Source organism: Arthrobacter sp. Y3221114 (assembly GCF_059092625.1).
Window position 1 is genome coordinate 82,567 of the sequence record NZ_JBNHHW010000007.1, and the last position, 14,956, is coordinate 97,522.

Annotated in this window: 13 protein-coding genes; 1 reads left to right on the plus strand and 12 read right to left on the minus strand. The window is 69.2% G+C overall.

Translation table 11 applies throughout. The features are described from left to right. Positions 1 to 21: 21 nt before the first annotated feature. Entirely contained in the window at positions 22 to 1,083 is a 1,062-nt protein-coding gene (locus tag AC5RV3_RS14920; protein WP_494122797.1) for a DUF4439 domain-containing protein, read from the plus strand. 27 nt (positions 1,084 to 1,110) lie between these two features. Here AC5RV3_RS14920 and AC5RV3_RS14925 read toward each other — a convergent pair whose 3' ends face one another. From AC5RV3_RS14925 to AC5RV3_RS14980, 12 genes are all read right to left on the minus strand, one after another. After that, entirely contained in the window at positions 1,111 to 1,911 is an 801-nt protein-coding gene (locus AC5RV3_RS14925) for a sulfite exporter TauE/SafE family protein (RefSeq protein ID WP_494122798.1), read from the minus strand. Then, complete coding sequence (locus AC5RV3_RS14930; protein ID WP_494122799.1) at positions 1,908 to 3,707, minus strand: proline--tRNA ligase; 1,800 nt, start codon at positions 3,705 to 3,707, stop codon at positions 1,908 to 1,910. The genes AC5RV3_RS14925 and AC5RV3_RS14930 overlap by 4 nt, the downstream gene beginning before the upstream one ends. A 143-nt stretch (positions 3,708 to 3,850) precedes the next feature. Then, on the minus strand, positions 3,851 to 4,699 hold the full coding sequence (locus AC5RV3_RS14935; protein ID WP_494122800.1) for a GNAT family N-acetyltransferase: 849 nt from the start codon (positions 4,697 to 4,699) through the stop codon (positions 3,851 to 3,853). Positions 4,700 to 4,727: 28 nt separating this feature from the next. Then, on the minus strand, positions 4,728 to 5,894 hold the full coding sequence (ispG, locus tag AC5RV3_RS14940) for a flavodoxin-dependent (E)-4-hydroxy-3-methylbut-2-enyl-diphosphate synthase (protein WP_494111361.1): 1,167 nt from the start codon (positions 5,892 to 5,894) through the stop codon (positions 4,728 to 4,730). A gap of 92 nt (positions 5,895 to 5,986) precedes the next feature. Next, positions 5,987 to 6,277 (minus strand): YciI family protein, encoded by a 291-nt coding sequence (locus AC5RV3_RS14945; RefSeq protein ID WP_494107934.1) that lies wholly within the window; start codon positions 6,275 to 6,277, stop codon positions 5,987 to 5,989. A gap of 35 nt (positions 6,278 to 6,312) precedes the next feature. Continuing rightward, positions 6,313 to 8,022 (minus strand): hypothetical protein, encoded by a 1,710-nt coding sequence (locus AC5RV3_RS14950; RefSeq protein WP_494122801.1) that lies wholly within the window; start codon positions 8,020 to 8,022, stop codon positions 6,313 to 6,315. Positions 8,023 to 8,276: 254 nt separating this feature from the next. After that, a complete protein-coding gene (locus AC5RV3_RS14955) occupies positions 8,277 to 9,689 on the minus strand; it encodes a M50 family metallopeptidase (protein ID WP_494122802.1) in 1,413 nt (470 codons plus the stop codon). Next, positions 9,686 to 10,900 (minus strand): 1-deoxy-D-xylulose-5-phosphate reductoisomerase, encoded by a 1,215-nt coding sequence (dxr, locus tag AC5RV3_RS14960; RefSeq protein WP_494122803.1) that lies wholly within the window; start codon positions 10,898 to 10,900, stop codon positions 9,686 to 9,688. The genes AC5RV3_RS14955 and dxr overlap by 4 nt, the downstream gene beginning before the upstream one ends. Before the next feature lie 417 nt (positions 10,901 to 11,317). Beyond that, the gene (locus AC5RV3_RS14965; protein ID WP_494122804.1) at positions 11,318 to 11,707 is read right to left on the minus strand and encodes a universal stress protein; all 390 of its coding nucleotides are present in this window, start codon (positions 11,705 to 11,707) and stop codon (positions 11,318 to 11,320) included. Beyond that, positions 11,704 to 13,254 carry a tripartite tricarboxylate transporter permease gene (locus AC5RV3_RS14970; protein ID WP_494122805.1) on the minus strand — a complete coding sequence of 517 codons (1,551 nt, stop codon included), beginning with the start codon at positions 13,252 to 13,254 and terminating at the stop codon, positions 11,704 to 11,706. Before AC5RV3_RS14970 ends, AC5RV3_RS14965 begins: the two co-directional genes overlap by 4 nt. Then, entirely contained in the window at positions 13,247 to 13,786 is a 540-nt protein-coding gene (locus AC5RV3_RS14975; RefSeq protein WP_494122806.1) for a tripartite tricarboxylate transporter TctB family protein, read from the minus strand. The genes AC5RV3_RS14970 and AC5RV3_RS14975 overlap by 8 nt, the downstream gene beginning before the upstream one ends. Before the next feature lie 2 nt (positions 13,787 to 13,788). Beyond that, positions 13,789 to 14,799 carry a Bug family tripartite tricarboxylate transporter substrate binding protein gene (locus tag AC5RV3_RS14980; protein ID WP_494122807.1) on the minus strand — a complete coding sequence of 337 codons (1,011 nt, stop codon included), beginning with the start codon at positions 14,797 to 14,799 and terminating at the stop codon, positions 13,789 to 13,791. Between the last annotated feature and the right edge of the window lie 157 nt (positions 14,800 to 14,956).

A 14,956-nucleotide genomic window follows, 5' to 3' on the forward strand; every position in this document is an offset into this window, starting at 1 on the left:
CCCGTGACATCATTTCCAGTTGTGGGATCTACTTCGAGGCGCCGCGGCGACAAGCAGGCCGCGCCATCCCGGGCATGGCGCCGGGCGCCGCTGCTGTTGCTCACCGCGGCGATCGTGGTCAGCACCGGCACCGTGGTGGCGAGCATCACCGAGTCCGTCCCGCCCCCGAGCACCACCGAGCAGGCCCGCCTTGACGCTGTGGCGGGCCTGGAGGGCCTGGCGTCGGCCTTCGAGGAACACGACGACGACGGCGCCTCCCCCACCGCCGACCTGCTCCGCACCCAGGCGGACCTGCTGAAGCTGACCACGTCCTGGCCATCCGGATCCCCTGCCGCGCCCGGGACCGCCGCGCCGCCTTCCGCCGCCGCCTCGGCCAGCGGCTCACCGCAAGCCGTGCCGCCACCCGGCCCCAGAGACCTGGCCGCGCTGGCCGGCGACCTGCTCGCCGATGCCCAGGAGACGGACCCGGGGCTCGCCCGGCTGCTGGCCTCGATCGGCTCCGCCGTCTTCGCCCAGGCGCAGGCGTTGGCCGGCGGGACGGAAGTAGCTGTGCCGTGGGACGCTCCGGAGAAACCGCTGGCGGCCGCCAGTTGCCCCGGCACTTCCGCTCCGGCGGAGGACGGGCGCGAGTCGCCAACGGCCGGCGCGCCGACCACGGCGGAGGCCATGGCCGCCGTCGTCCGCAGCCACGAACGCCTGGCGTACGCCTATGAAACGGTGCTGCCGCGCCTCGCCGGCGCCGAACGCGGGGCTGCTGCCGAACGTCTGGCGGCGCATTCCGACGCGGCCGGGAACTGGCGGGCGGTGGCGGCCGCCGAATGCCTAAACCTGCCGTTGCCGGAGCCGGCGTATGCCCTGGGCAGCGACTTCGCGGCCGATCCGCTGCCCGCGCTGCAGGACGCCGAGGAGGCCGCCCTCAACCCGCTGGCCGACCTGGTTTCGCTCAGCAGCGGCAGGGTGCGGCAGCACGCGGTCTCCGGCCTCGCCGCCGCAACGGCGGAGTTGGCGGCCTCCACCGGCGTCGTGCCGCCGGCCCCGGGACTGGACGACGAACTGTCGGCCGCGCATGCCACCGCCTCGTGAGGGCGTGCGTCCGCGCTCGATGTGGGCTCAGCGGCCCAGCACGTTCTCCTGCAGCACGTCGTAGCCAAGCTTGAGGATCAGGGCCGCGACCACGACCAGGAAGACCACGCGGATGAACCTGCTTCCTTGCGAGACGGCCATCCGCGCACCGACATAGCCGCCGGCCATGTTTGCGACGCCCAGCACCAGCCCGAGCCCCCACAGCAGCGCTCCGCTGGGCAGGAAAAAGGCCAGGGCGCCCAGGTTGGTGGCCATGTTGACGATCTTGGCCTTCGCGCTGGCGGCCAGGAAGTTGTAGCCGAGCAGCGCCACCATCGCGATGATCAGGAACGACCCGGTACCGGGACCGATCAAGCCGTCGTAGAAGCCAATGACCAGGCCGATTGCGGCCGCCGTGCCCAGGTGCCGGGCGCCCTTGTACCTCAGCTTGGTCAAGGAACCTGCCGTCGGGCGGAGCGCGGTAAAGACGGCCACCGCGATCAGCGCGACGACGATGATCGGCTTGAACACCTCGGCGGGCAGCACGGTGGCCACGATGGCCCCGCCGAAGCTACCGGCCAGCGCGATGCCGGCCATCGGCAGGGCGGTTTTCAGGTCCGGGTGCGCCCTGCGGTAATAGGTGACCGCGCTGGTGGTGGTGCCGAAGATGGAGCCCATCTTGTTGGTGGCGAGTGCCTGCACGGGGCTGATCCCGGGGATCAGCAGCAGCACCGGCAACTGGAGCAGGCCGCCGCCGCCCACCACGGCGTCCACCCAGCCGGCGGCGAAGCCACCCACCACCACGAGGGCGAGGGTGGCCAGCTGCAGTTCCTCGAGTCCGGAGCTCACCTCCCGGCCAGTGCCGCCAACTGCGCCGCCGCCTCGACCAGGGGCACGTTTTCGGCCTGGCCGGTGGCCCTGTCCTTGATTTCGACGACGCCGTCGGCCAGCCCGCGGCCGACCACCACGATGGTGGGCACACCGATGAGTTCGGCGTCGGAGAACTTCACGCCCGGGGAGACCTTGGGCCGGTCGTCGTAGATGACCTCGACGCCGGCGCCGGACAGTTCCTCGGCCAGCTTGTTGGCTGCCTCAAAAATCTCCGTGCCCTTTCCGGTGGCGACGATGTGGACATCGGCCGGGGCCACGTTGCGCGGCCAGGTTAGGCCCTTGTCGTCGTGGTAGGCCTCGGCCAGCGCGGCGACCGCGCGCGTGACGCCCACGCCGTAGGAGCCCATGGTCACCGTGGCCAGTTTGCCGTTGCGGTCCAGCACCTGCAGTCCCAGCGCCTCGGCATATTTGCGGCCAAGCTGGAAGATGTGGCCCATTTCGATGCCACGGGCCGCCTCCAGCGGACCGGAGCCGTCGGGGGCGGGGTCGCCTTCGCGGACCTCGACCGACTCGACGACACCGTCCCAGCCGAAGTCGCGGCCGGCGACCAGGCCGAACACGTGCTTGCCGTCCTCGTTCGCGCCGGTGATCCAGCTCGTGCCGGGTACCACCCGGGGATCCACGAGATAGAGCAGGCCGGTGGCTGACTCGGTCCCGAGGACCGCGGCATCCAGGCTCTCGCCGGGACCGATGTAGCCCCTGACCAGGCCCGAATGCTTCTTCAGGTCTTCCTCGGTGGCTGCCTCGACCTCGACTTCGCCGCCGACAGGGAGGAAGGCACCGATGTTCGCCTCGACGCGCTTGAGGTCGACGGCGCGGTCGCCCGGTACGCCAATGACCACCAGGCTCCGCTCTCCGGTGGGCAGCTTGATGGCCAGGACAACGTTCTTCAACGTGTCCGCGGCGGTCCATTCCCCGTCCGCGCGCGGTGCCAGCTGGTTGGCCGCGGCCACCAAGGTATCGATGGTCGGGGTGTCCGGGGTGTCCTTGACCTCGGCAGCCGGGGCATCGGCGTAGTCCACCGGCTCCGGAGCAACGGTGGTGACGGCCTCCACGTTGGCGGCGTAGCCACCGGGCGAACGCACGAAGGTGTCCTCGCCGATCGCGGTGGGATGCAGGAACTCCTCGCTCTTTGACCCGCCCATGGCGCCCGAGGTGGCCTTGACGGTCACGACTTCCAGGCCCAGGCGCTTGAAGATCCGCAGGTAGGCGCGGCGGTGCGCGTCATAGCTGACGTCCAGGCCCTCGTCGTCGATGTCGAAGGAGTAGGAGTCCTTCATGATGAACTCGCGGCCGCGCAGCAACCCGGCGCGCGGGCGGGCCTCGTCCCGGTACTTGTTCTGGATTTGGTACAGCGTCACCGGCAGGTCCTTGTACGAGGAGTACAGATCCTTGACCAGCAGGGTGAACATCTCCTCGTGCGTGGGGGCCAACAGGTAGTCGGCACCCTTGCGGTCCTGCAGGCGGAACAATCCGTCGCCGTACTCGGTCCAGCGATTGGTCGCCTCGTACGGCTCGCGCGGCAGCAGCGCCGGGAAATGGACTTCCTGGGCGCCGATGGCATTCATTTCCTCGCGGACAACTGCCTCCACCTTGGCCAGCACCTTCAAGCCCAGCGGCAGCCAGGAATAGATGCCGGGGGCGGCGCGGCGGATGTAACCGGCGCGCACCAGCAGCTTGTGGCTGGCAACTTCGGCATCGACCGGGTCATCGCGCAGGGTGCGCAGGAACATGCTGGACAGGCGAAGAACCACTGCAGGAATCCGTTCTCAAGGTTTGGGCCGGCAGCGGCCCGCGACATCAACTGCCTTCTAATCTACTGGCTCCGCACGCGTGCCAGCGACAGCCCGCGGGGCCGGGCGGCGGCGGGCGGCAGGGGCGCCGGCCCGGCCCGCGCCTAGAACAAGACGGTGGCGAAGGTGCCGACCTGCCGGAAGCCGACCGCGGCGTAGGCGGCCATGGCCCGGTGGTTGTAATCGTTGACGTACAGGCTGGCCACCGGCGCGTACTTTCGGGACAGCTCGACGACGGCGGCCATGCAGCCGGAGGCCAGCCCCCGGCCACGGTAGGCGGGGTTCACCCACACGCCCTGGATCTGCACCGCGTCGGCGCTGACGTTACCCAACTCTGCCTTGAAGACGACCTCCCCCTGGTCGTCCCGGCGGATCAGCGAGTGTCCCTTCCCAATCAGGGTGGCCACGCGCTGCCGGTAGTGCTGCCCGCCGCCGATCAGCGGCGAGTACCCGACTTCTTCCTCGAACATCGCCACGCAGGCGGGCACCAGCACGTCAAAATCGTCGTCGGTGGAGAACCGCACCTGCGGGTCGGCGGGCACGGCGGGAGTTCCGCGCAGCTCCATCAGGGGCTGGTTGGGCCGGACGTCGAAGGCCCGCGGATGGGCGTGCCGGAACGAAGACCAGATGCCGAGCACGCCTTCTGCCGGCCCGAAGATCGAGGACATGCGCCGCCCGCCGGCGGCCAGGTGGGCGCCCAACCGTGCGCCCTGTTCGGCATCCAGCCCGGACGGGACCACATTCACACCGGCCCAGCAGGCCCCGGTGAGGACGCCGTCGTCGTACATTCCCAGGATCTGCGCACCGGACGGGGTGGGGCCGGCGGTGCCGGCGGACTCCAGGTGCGCGGCGAGGAAGACGTTGGCTACCGGATCGGCGCGCACCAGCTCCCACAGCTCGCCGGTATCCGCATGCTCCAGCGGCCGTATTCCGGCATGCTGATCGGCGGGCACGGCAGCTGCCGCACCCGCCGTGTCACGGCTAGCTGACGTTAACCACGGGGCTACCCTTGACAGCATTCTCGCCATCGGAGTCACCCATTTCCTCGGCAATCCTGAGTGCTTCTTCAATCAGCGTTTCCACGATCTGGTCTTCCGGGACGGTCTTGATGACCTGGCCCTTCACGAAGATCTGGCCCTTTCCGTTTCCGGAGGCCACACCGAGGTCGGCTTCGCGGGCTTCGCCCGGTCCGTTGACCACGCAGCCCATCACGGCGACCCGCAGCGGCACCTCCATGCCCTCGAGCCCGGCGGTGACTTCGTCGGCCAGCTTGTACACGTCGACCTGTGCGCGCCCGCAGGAGGGGCAGGAAACGATCTCGAGTTTGCGTTCCCGCAGGTTCAGCGACTGCAGAATCTGCAGGCCCACCTTGATCTCTTCCGCCGGCGGGGCGGACAGGGAGACGCGGATGGTATCCCCGATCCCCTGCGAGAGCAGCGCCCCGAAGGCGGTGGCGGACTTGATGGTGCCCTGGAAAGCGGGACCGGCCTCGGTGACACCGAGGTGCAGCGGCCAGTCGCCGCGTTCGGCCAGGAGCTCGTAGGCGCGGACCATGACCACCGGGTCGTTGTGCTTGACCGAGATCTTGAAGTCGTGGAAGTCGTGTTCTTCGAACAGCGAGGCCTCCCAGACGGCGGATTCCACCAGCGCCTCCGGAGTCGCCTTGCCGTACTTCTGCATCAGCCGCGGGTCCAGCGAGCCGGCGTTGACGCCGATCCGGATGGATGTGCCGGCGGCCTTCGCGGCCTCGGCGATCTCCTTGACCTGGTCGTCGAACTTGCGGATGTTGCCAGGATTGACGCGGACGGCGGCGCAGCCGGCATCGATCGCGGCAAAGACGTACTTGGGCTGGAAGTGGATGTCCGCGATCACCGGGATCTGGGACTTCTTGGCGATGATCGGCAGGGCCTCGGCGTCGTCCGCGCTGGGGCAGGCCACCCGGACGATGTCGCAACCGGAGGCCGTCAGTTCGGCAATCTGCTGCAGCGTGGCATTGATGTCCGTGGTGGGCGTGGTGGTCATCGACTGCACGCTGATGGGCGATTCCGACCCGACCCCGACTGACCCGACCTTGATCTGCCGGGTCTTGCGGCGCGGCGCCAGGACTGGCGGTGGTGAAGCTGGCATTCCAAGATTGACCGAGGTCAAAACGTCCTCCATGTGCCGGTAGGCAGTTGCTGATCAGGTTTCATTATCCCCTTCCCGCACGGCCTTGGCACATGCTGCGCGAGTGGGATGAATCATGCGTGGTCGGCGAACGCCCCGGTGACCGGCTTCCAGTCGGTGACTTTCAGGCCGGAGACGAAGTTGTTGACGTTGAACGGATCCTGCTTCAGCTCCTCCAGCAGGCTGGCTTCGTCCTCGGCGGTGAAGATCAGCAGCGCGCCGGTGCCGTCGGCATAGGGGCCGGAGGCCAGCAGGCGGCCCCGGTCCACGAAACCGCCCAGCCAGGCGCGGTGGGCGGGACGGTACTCGTCCCGGCCGGACTCGGAATCGGCGGCGTAGACGTATTCGACGGCAAAGACACTCATGGTCTTCACCTTACCCGCCGGCGGATGCGGGCGGGCTACTGGTAGGAAACGAACCACGGAACCGGCTTAACGCCGGTGTAGGTGCGCTCCGGGCTGAAAGTCGGGGTGTCTTCGTCGTAGAAGTTCTTCCAACCCATCCAGATGTTCTTCGGCAGGTCCTCCCGGAGGACGCGCCAAGTATCCAGTTTCTGGCCGGGGTCGCCATGGCCGTCGGCGTGCAGCACCATGGCCAGCTCCTCGTGGCCGGTTTCCAGCTTCTCTCGGTCCGATATCATCTGGTACTGGAACTGGTGCAGGATCAGCACCTTCTGGGGCAGGGAGTTCTTCCGGGTAAGTTTCGCCAGCCAGTCGCTGACCTGGTTGATCTCGGCAGCGGACACCGAGCCGATCTGCTCCATGTGCCGCTGCCCCTTGCCCAGCCGCCATTCCGGGTCCAGGGCCAGGCCCACGTGCGGTTCCTTCAGCAGGTCCTCGTAGATTTTGGCCTGGGTGAGGAAGTCCGACCGCCCCGGCTGCAGGTCGAGCACCACGTACACCCCCGCCTCGCCGGCGGCATCAATCCAGGGGCGCAACTCGTCCGGATCGGTCTCCTCCGAATAGTCGCCGTCCTTTCCGGCCGAGGCACTGGCAACCGTGGCGATGATCTCGAACGCCGGAACCACCGGTTCCTTGCTGTGCGGTTGGTACTGCTTGGCGAGTTTCTTCACGCGCGTCACCGACCCCTTGGCATCCTGCTCGCCGAGTGCGCCGAGGGCGGGCCCGGAGGGGTGCCCGTACAGCGCCACCATCCGCCGGGACGGGAAGGCGAACTGCCCGCCGCCGGGCAGTTCCGGCACTGTCAGCGCTGCCGTGGTCCGGCGGGCGAAGGTGTCGCCGTTGCCAAAAGCTTCGCCGACGGCGAGCACGCGGTTGTCGGGCTCCTTGCGCAGGAAGTCGATGGTGTCGCCGCTCCGCCGCGGGTCTGCGTGCGGGTCCTGGAAGACCCGGGCGCCGGCCGCCTCCACGACGGCCAGGGTCGCGGGATAGCCCTGCCCGCCGTCCTTGCCGGTCAACACCGACACGGCCGCGGGCTCGTCCGGACGCTCGGGCGCCTTGACGTCCCCGTCCGGGGGAAAAATTTCCGCGCCCGCCAGCAGCGGGGCCCACGCCTCGATGCCGCGGCCCGGTTCGGTGTCCGACACGGTCGAGGCTGTGTTCCGGGCGGCGGAGCCGGCAGCGTTCGAGGCGGAGGGCTCCGCCGCGGAGCCCTCCGGCGCGGCGCTCGGGGAGTCGGCCGGCTCGGCGGGCGGCTGGCCGAAAGCCTTGACCCGGCGGACGCCGAGCCGCTTCAGCTCTTCGGCCAGCCCCTCTCCGGCCAGCAGCAGCGGCACGCCCATCGGCACCGACTCGGCAGCCGCGGCAGCGATGGCCTTGGCATCGTCCGGCGGTGCGACGAACGCCACGGGGCTCGAATCAAACAACGCCTGGCTGGCGGCCAGCGATGCTTCGCCGTCGGAGCCGGCGAGCACCTGCAAATCCGCGGCTCCCGCCCTCAGCTGCACGCGCTCCGGGGCGGCCTCCGCCGAAGCTTCCGATGATTGCGGACCCTGCGCTTCGCCCGGCGCGGTGCAGCCGGCAAGTGCCACAGCGGCCGCCACGACTGCGGCCGCGCCGGTCCGGAACCAGGTCCTGCGGCGCGTCGTCTCCTCCCGCGCAGTGTCCCTAAGGCTCGCTGCGGTACGGACTGTCCGCGGTGCCGTGCTCACGGGTTGTGGCTCCCTTCGCCGGTTCCGGCCAGTCTAACCACGGGGACCTCCGGGGTTCCAACCTCCGGACGGCGTGCCGCGCATGCCGGCGCGCATCGCCGTCGTGCCGAGCCAGGGAGGCGGCGGTTCGCAGAGGCCGCCGCCGGGAACGCGGGCGGATGGCATCGGGCGCCGCCCGCCGCCGCGCACCGCCGTCATCGTGCCGGGCCAGGGAGGCCGCGGTTCGCGGGGCGCCGCCGGGAACGCGGCCGGGGTCAGCCGAAGATGTTGACCGGTTTGACGATGTCCGCGTAGATCAGCAGCGCGCCCATGCCCATCAGCACCACGGCCACCACGTAGGTCAGCGGGAGCAGTTTGGCGATGTCCACCGGTCCCGGATCCGGGCGGCGGAACAGCTTGGCGACGCCGCGGCGGATGGCTTCCCAGAGCGCACCGGCCACGTGCCCGCCGTCCAGGGGCAGCAGCGGGATCAGGTTGAACACGAACAGCGCCAGGTTGACCGAGCCGACCAACCCGATCAGCGAGGCCGCCCGCGCCTCGAAGGGGATCTCGTCCATCGCGCTGATCTCGCCGGCAATCCGGCCGACGCCCACCACGCTCATCGGCCCGTTCGGGTCGCGCGGAGCATCGCTGAAGGCGGCTTCGGCCACGTCGGCCAGCCGCTGCGGCAGATGGAGCACCACGCCGGTGATCGCCTGCAGGTTCTCCCCCACGGCAGGGAGCACGTCGCCGGCCGGCTGCGGCACCAGGGCGGTGGTGGCGCCCATCCCCACGAAACCTGCCTGCTCCGTCACCGGCTCGCCATTGCCGTCCAGCAGCGGTTGCCCGGCGTCGTCGAACACCGGACGTTCCGTGAGGATCGGGGTGATGGTGGTGGTGATTTCCCTGCCGTCGCGCAGCAGCGTGATCGGCGTCTCCTCCCCCGCTGCGTCCCGGATCCAGGCGGTCAACTGGTACCAGTCGGTGACCGGCTTGCCGGCGAAGGCGACGACGGTGTCCCCCGGCCGGATCCCCGCCGCCGTGGCCGGAGCTTCGGGATCGCTGGGCAGGCAGTCGGTCTGGCCGGTCTCGGCGGCCTGCGACGCCGGGACCACGCATTTATTGACCTGGGCAATGGTGGTGGTGGCCTGGGCGGAGCCGAAGCCGACCAGCACGATGCCGATCAGCACCGTGCCGATGACCAGGTTCACGAACGGGCCGCCGAGCATGATGATGATCCGCTTCCAGACCGGCAGTCTGTAGAACATCCGGTTCCCGTCGCCGGGCTGCAGCCGCTCGGCTTCGGCCTGCCGGGCGTCGTTGGCCAGTTGCTGGAACATGCCGGTGCTGGACCGGCGGACCGAGCCGCCGCTCGCGCCGCCGCCGATGCCGCTGCCGCCGCTGGCGCTGCCGCCGTCGCCGCTGCTGCCGCCGCCACCGCTCTCCTTGGCCGGCGGGTACATGCCGATCATCGAGACGTAGCCGCCGAGCGGGATGGCCTTGACACCGTATTCGGTCTCGCCGCGCCGACGGGAAAAGAGGGTCTTGCCGAAGCCGACCATGTACTGGGTGACCCGCACCTTGAACAGCTTGGCGGGCAGCAGGTGGCCCACCTCGTGCAGGGCGATGGACACGGCGATGCCGACGGCCACGAAGAGGACGCCGAGAATGAAAAGCAAGATGGTCACAACATAGCCAAACGTTCGTGGGCCCGCGAGCGTGCCCAGTCCTCTGCGGCCAGCACGGCGGCAACCGTCGGTTCGCCGGAGGGCGCGTGTTCGTCCACCACGGCAGCCACCGTCTCCACGATCTCGTCGAAGCGGATCCGGCCGTCGTGGAAGGCGTCCACGGCTTCCTCGTTGGCCGCGTTGTAGACGGCCATGAAGGTACCGCCGCGGCCGGCCGCCTCCTTGGCCAGCCGCACCGCGCCAAAAACCTCCTCGTCCAGCGGCTCGAAGGTCCAACTGGTGGCCCGGCTCCAGTCACACGGCTGCGCGGCGCCCGGCACGCGCTCCGGCCAGCCCATGCCGAGGGCGATCGGCAGGCGCATGTCCGGCGGCGAGGCCTGCGCGATGGTGGACCCGTCGGTGAACTGCACCATCGAGTGCACCACCGACTGCGGGTGCACCACCACGTCGATCCGCTCCAGCGGGACGTCGAAGAGCAGGTGGGCTTCGATGACTTCCAGCGCCTTGTTGACCATGGTCGCCGAATTGGTGGTCACCATCCGGCCCATGTCCCAGGTGGGGTGGGCCAGCGCCTGCGCCGGGGTGACGTCGCGCAACTCATCCCTGCTGAAGCCGCGGAACGGACCGCCGGATGCGGTGACGATCAGCCGTTCCATTTCGGCGGCCGTGCCCGAGCGCAGCGCCTGGGCCAGCGCCGAGTGTTCCGAATCCACGGGCACGATCTGCCCGGGACGCGCCGCCTGCTTGACCAACGGCCCGCCGGCAATCAGGGACTCCTTGTTGGCCAGTGCGAGCAAATGTCCGGCCCCCAGCGCGGCCAGTGTAGGCGCCAAACCAATGGACCCGGTGATGCCGTTAAGCACGACGTCGGCGTCCGGCCACGCGGCGATCCTCGCGGCTGCGTCGGGTCCTGCGAAGAGCTCGGGCGAGTAGCCGGAAACGCCGGCGTCCGCCGCGGCGGCCTCGACCGCAGTCGCCAGGTCATCCACCGTTCCGGCGGCGGTTCCGAGGGCCTGGGCCCGGGTGTGCACGGCCTGCCGGGCCGCCAGTTCCACGTTGCCGCCGGCGGCGAGCGCCGTTACCTCGAAGCGCTCCGGGGCCGCGTCCACCACGTCGATCGCCTGGGTGCCGATCGAACCGGTGGAACCCAGCAGCACTACTTTGCGCCGGGCGGGAAGCGGGGCGGCGCGGGGCGGATCTCGGAACTCCATGCGCTCAATTATCCAGCACCGGCGGTCCGCCCGCCGAGCACGGGCTGTGTGGCGTCCAAGTTACCCCCTGGCTTCGAGATCACCGGTTATACGGGGTGACCTCGAAGCCATTACCTGACCTGGTGGCGAGATCACCCTCCACGGCGGGTGATCTCGACGACAACCCTTGGCCGCGCGGGCTGCTCCCCCCGGTCGCGCGGGACATGGCACCGGGTACAGGGAAAAACTGCCGGGGCAGGGTTCGTGCGCCCTGCCCCGGCAGCGGAACCCTGCCCCGGTGAATCCGGTCCTCAACGATTGCGGCTCCCGGCGGGCGCGGGATAGACGGGCGGTAGGGGCTGCCCCTCGGCGGTCCGCCCGGCGAGCTCGGCGTTGCCGACTGCGGCTGGTCATATCGCCGCCGGGCACCGGTTACCCCTACTTCACCGCCAACACGTTGCAGGACGCGCCCAGCAAAATGGTTTGCGCCGTGGAACCCATGACCAGCTTGCCCACCGGCGTGCGGTTGCGCACCCCGATGACAATCAGGTCCGCCCCGGACTCTTCGGCGGCGTCGAGCACGTCGTCGGCGGCCAGTCCGTCCGAGATGCCGTGCCTGATGCTGAAGGTGACGCCGGCCCCGGACAGGACTGATTCCAGCCGGGTGACGTCGGCGGCGTCCGCATAGGTCGGATCCACCAGCCGGTCCGCCCGGGTGGTGTTGACCACCAGCAGCTCCGCCGAACGGCGGCCGGCCTCGTCGATCGCGGCGGCCAGTGCGGCGTCGCCCAGGGCGTTGGGAACATACCCCACCACTATCGTGGTCATGCGCTGACCTCCTTGCCTTGCGGGTTGTCATCGTCGAGCACCGCCGCTTCCATCAGGCGCTGGCGCTTCTTCAGCCAGAAGGACAGCACGAAGATGACCACCAGGGCGATGTAGATGCCGGCCGAGATCGGGGTGGACACCAACGCCATCGAGTCGCCCTGGGAGATGGCCAGCGAACGCCGCAGCTGGCTCTCGAAAATCGGCCCCAGGATCATGCCCACCACGAGCGGGGCAATCGGGTAGCCGTACCGGCGCATGAAGAAGCCCAACACACCCACCACCAGCAGCACGAACACGTCGACCGGGGTGAAGTTCACCGAGAACGCGCCCATGGCCGCGAAGACCAGGATGCCTGCGTAGAGGTACGGCCGCGGGATCTGCAGGATCTTCACCCAGATGCCCACCAGCGGCAGGTTCAGCACCAGCAGCATCAGATTGCCAACGTAGAGGCTGGCAATCAGTGCCCAGACCAGGGCACCCTCGACCTCGAACAGCAGCGGCCCAGGCTGGATGTTGTAGCGCTGGAACGCCACCAGCATCATCGCCGCCGTCGCCGTCGTCGGAATGCCCAACGTCAGCAGCGGGACCAGCACGCCGGCCGCGGCCGCGTTGTTGGCCGACTCGGGCCCGGCCACGCCTTCGATGGCGCCGCGCCCGAATTGCTTCTTGCGCGCGCCCCTGGCCAGTTTCTTCTCGGACGCGTAGGACAGGAAGGTGGCCACGTCGGCGCCGCCGGCCGGCATGGTGCCGATCGGGAAGCCGATGAACGTCCCCCGCAGCCACGGCTTCCAGGAACGTTTCCAGTCCTCCTTCTTCATCCACGACGTCCAGCCGCCGGTCACCGGGATGACCTTGACGGGCCCGTGCCGCAGCCGGGACGCCACATACAGCGCCTCGCCCAGTGCGAACAGCCCCACGGCCACCAGCACCACGTCGATCCCGTCCGCCAGGAACGGGCTGCCGAAGGTGTAACGCTGCTGGCCGGTCATCAGGTCCACGCCCATGAACGCCATGAACAGTCCCAGCCCCAGCGAGGCCAGGCCGCGCAACACCGACGCGCCCAGCAGCGCGCCGACGGTCAGGAACGCCACGACCATCAGGGCGACGTACTCCACCGGACCGATCTGCACGGCGAACGCGGCCACGTAGGGCGCCACGAAACTCAGCAGCACCGTGGCGACCGTGCCTGCAATGAAGGAGCCGAGCGCCGCCGTCGCCAGCGCCGCTGCACCGCGGCCGGCTTTGGCCATCCGGTTGCCCTCGAGCGCGGTGACGATGGAGGCGGATTCACCCGGCGTGTTCAGCAGGATCGAGGTGGTCGAACCGCCGTACATGCCGCCGTAGTAGATGCCGGCGAAAACGATGATCGCCGCCGTCGGCTCGAGGCTGTACGTGATCGGCATCAGCAGGGCAACGGTCATCGCCGGCCCGATACCCGGCAGCACGCCCACTGCCGTTCCGACCAGCACGCCGCCCAGGGCGTACAGCAGGTAAATCGGCTGCATGGCCACGGAAAAGCCCTCCAGGAGGGCGTAGAAGTTATCCATCCAGGAACGGCACCCCTTCGAGCACGCCGGCAGGCAGCGAGACGCCGAGGAGCCCGGCGAAAGCGAACTGCAGCAGCAGCGCCATGACTACGCCGACCACGGCCGCACGCCACAGCGGCTTGGCGCCGAGCGCCCAGGCGGCGCCGATGAACAGCACCGCCGCGGCAACCGGCCAGCCCAGCGGCACGATCAGGAAAATATGGACGACAACGGCGCCCGCCATCTTGGCGACGGTCAGCCAGTCCGTCTTGACATTCGGATCGATGTCTTCGCCCTCTTCGGCCTCGCCGGTGACGCCGCGCAGCAACTGCACGATCAGCCCGGCACCGACGGCCACCAGCAGGCCGGAGACGATGTAAGGCAGCGCCCGGGGCCCGATGTCGCTGGCCGAGTCGGGCGTCTGGATTCCTGCCCCGGCCACGAAGCCGACGATCCCGATGCTCAGGATCACGGTCGCGAAGATTATTTCTCCGAGCGGCTTGCCCGGGGCGGCGGTGCCGCCCCGGGCCGCTCCAGCAGTGGAAGAGGCCATGATTACTTCAGGAGACCGATATCCGTCAGGGTTGCCGTGACGGTCTTGATGTCCTCCGTCAGGAAGCTGGCGAATTCGTCGCCGGCCAGGAAAGCGTCGCCCCAGTTGTTCGTGGACAGGGTCTCCTTCCACGCATCGGTGCCGTGCAGCTCGGTCATCAGCGCGGTGAGCTTCTCGGCCTGGGCATCGTCGATGGACCCGGGAGCCACGACGCCGCGCCAGTTGGTGAGTACCACGTCCACGCCCTGTTCCTTCAGCGGCTTGACCTCGGGCAGCTGCGGCGCGGCCTCCGGGCCGGAGACCGCCAAGGCACGCAGCTTGCCGGCCTTGACCTGCTCCGCATACTCGCCCACGCCGGAAATGCCGGCCGAGACCTTGTTGCCCAGCAGCGCCGCCAGCGATTCGCCGCCACCGGAGTACGGGATGTAGTTCAGCTTGTCGGCGCCGATTCCGGCCTCCTTCAGCATCAGGCCGGCCAGGATGTGGTCGGCGCCGCCGGCGGAGCCGCCGGTGATCGAGACGCCCTTGCCCTTGGCCTTGACGTCAGCGATCAGGTCGTCGATCGTCTGGTACGGCGAGTCGGCGGGAACGACGACGACGAGCGGCTCTTCGGTGAGCCGGGCGATCGGCGTCGTGTCTTCGATCCGGTTTTTCGACTTGTTGGTTTCCACGGCGCCGACCATGACGTACCCCATCACCATCAGGGTGTCCGGGTTCTGTTCGGTGGCCAGCTTCGCCAGCCCATTGGTGCCGCCGGCGCCGCCGATGTTGACCACCGAGGCGCTGGAAACCAGGTCGTTCTCCTGCAGGTCCTTCTGGATGGCGCGGCCGGTTTGGTCCCAGCCGCCGCCCGGGTCTGCCGGGACAATGATGTTGAGCTTGTCGATGCCGGCCTCTTCGGCGCCGTTGCCGCCGCCACCAGTAGTGGATCCGCAGGCTGCCAGGACCAGGGCGGACGCTGCCGCGGCGGCCACCAGGGCCGATCGGCGTCTCATCGTACGGTCGAGCTTCATGTGGGTTCTTCCTCCTCCAACCGGCGTGATGGGCATCACCATGCCGTGCGCCCCAGCGTAGGGGCCGGTTCTGCGCCCGGGAAGAATGCGGTCATTGTGGCCGTATTGGTCATTGTGGTCACAGCCGGGCCCGGCCGGGGCGCAGCTCACAGCACTA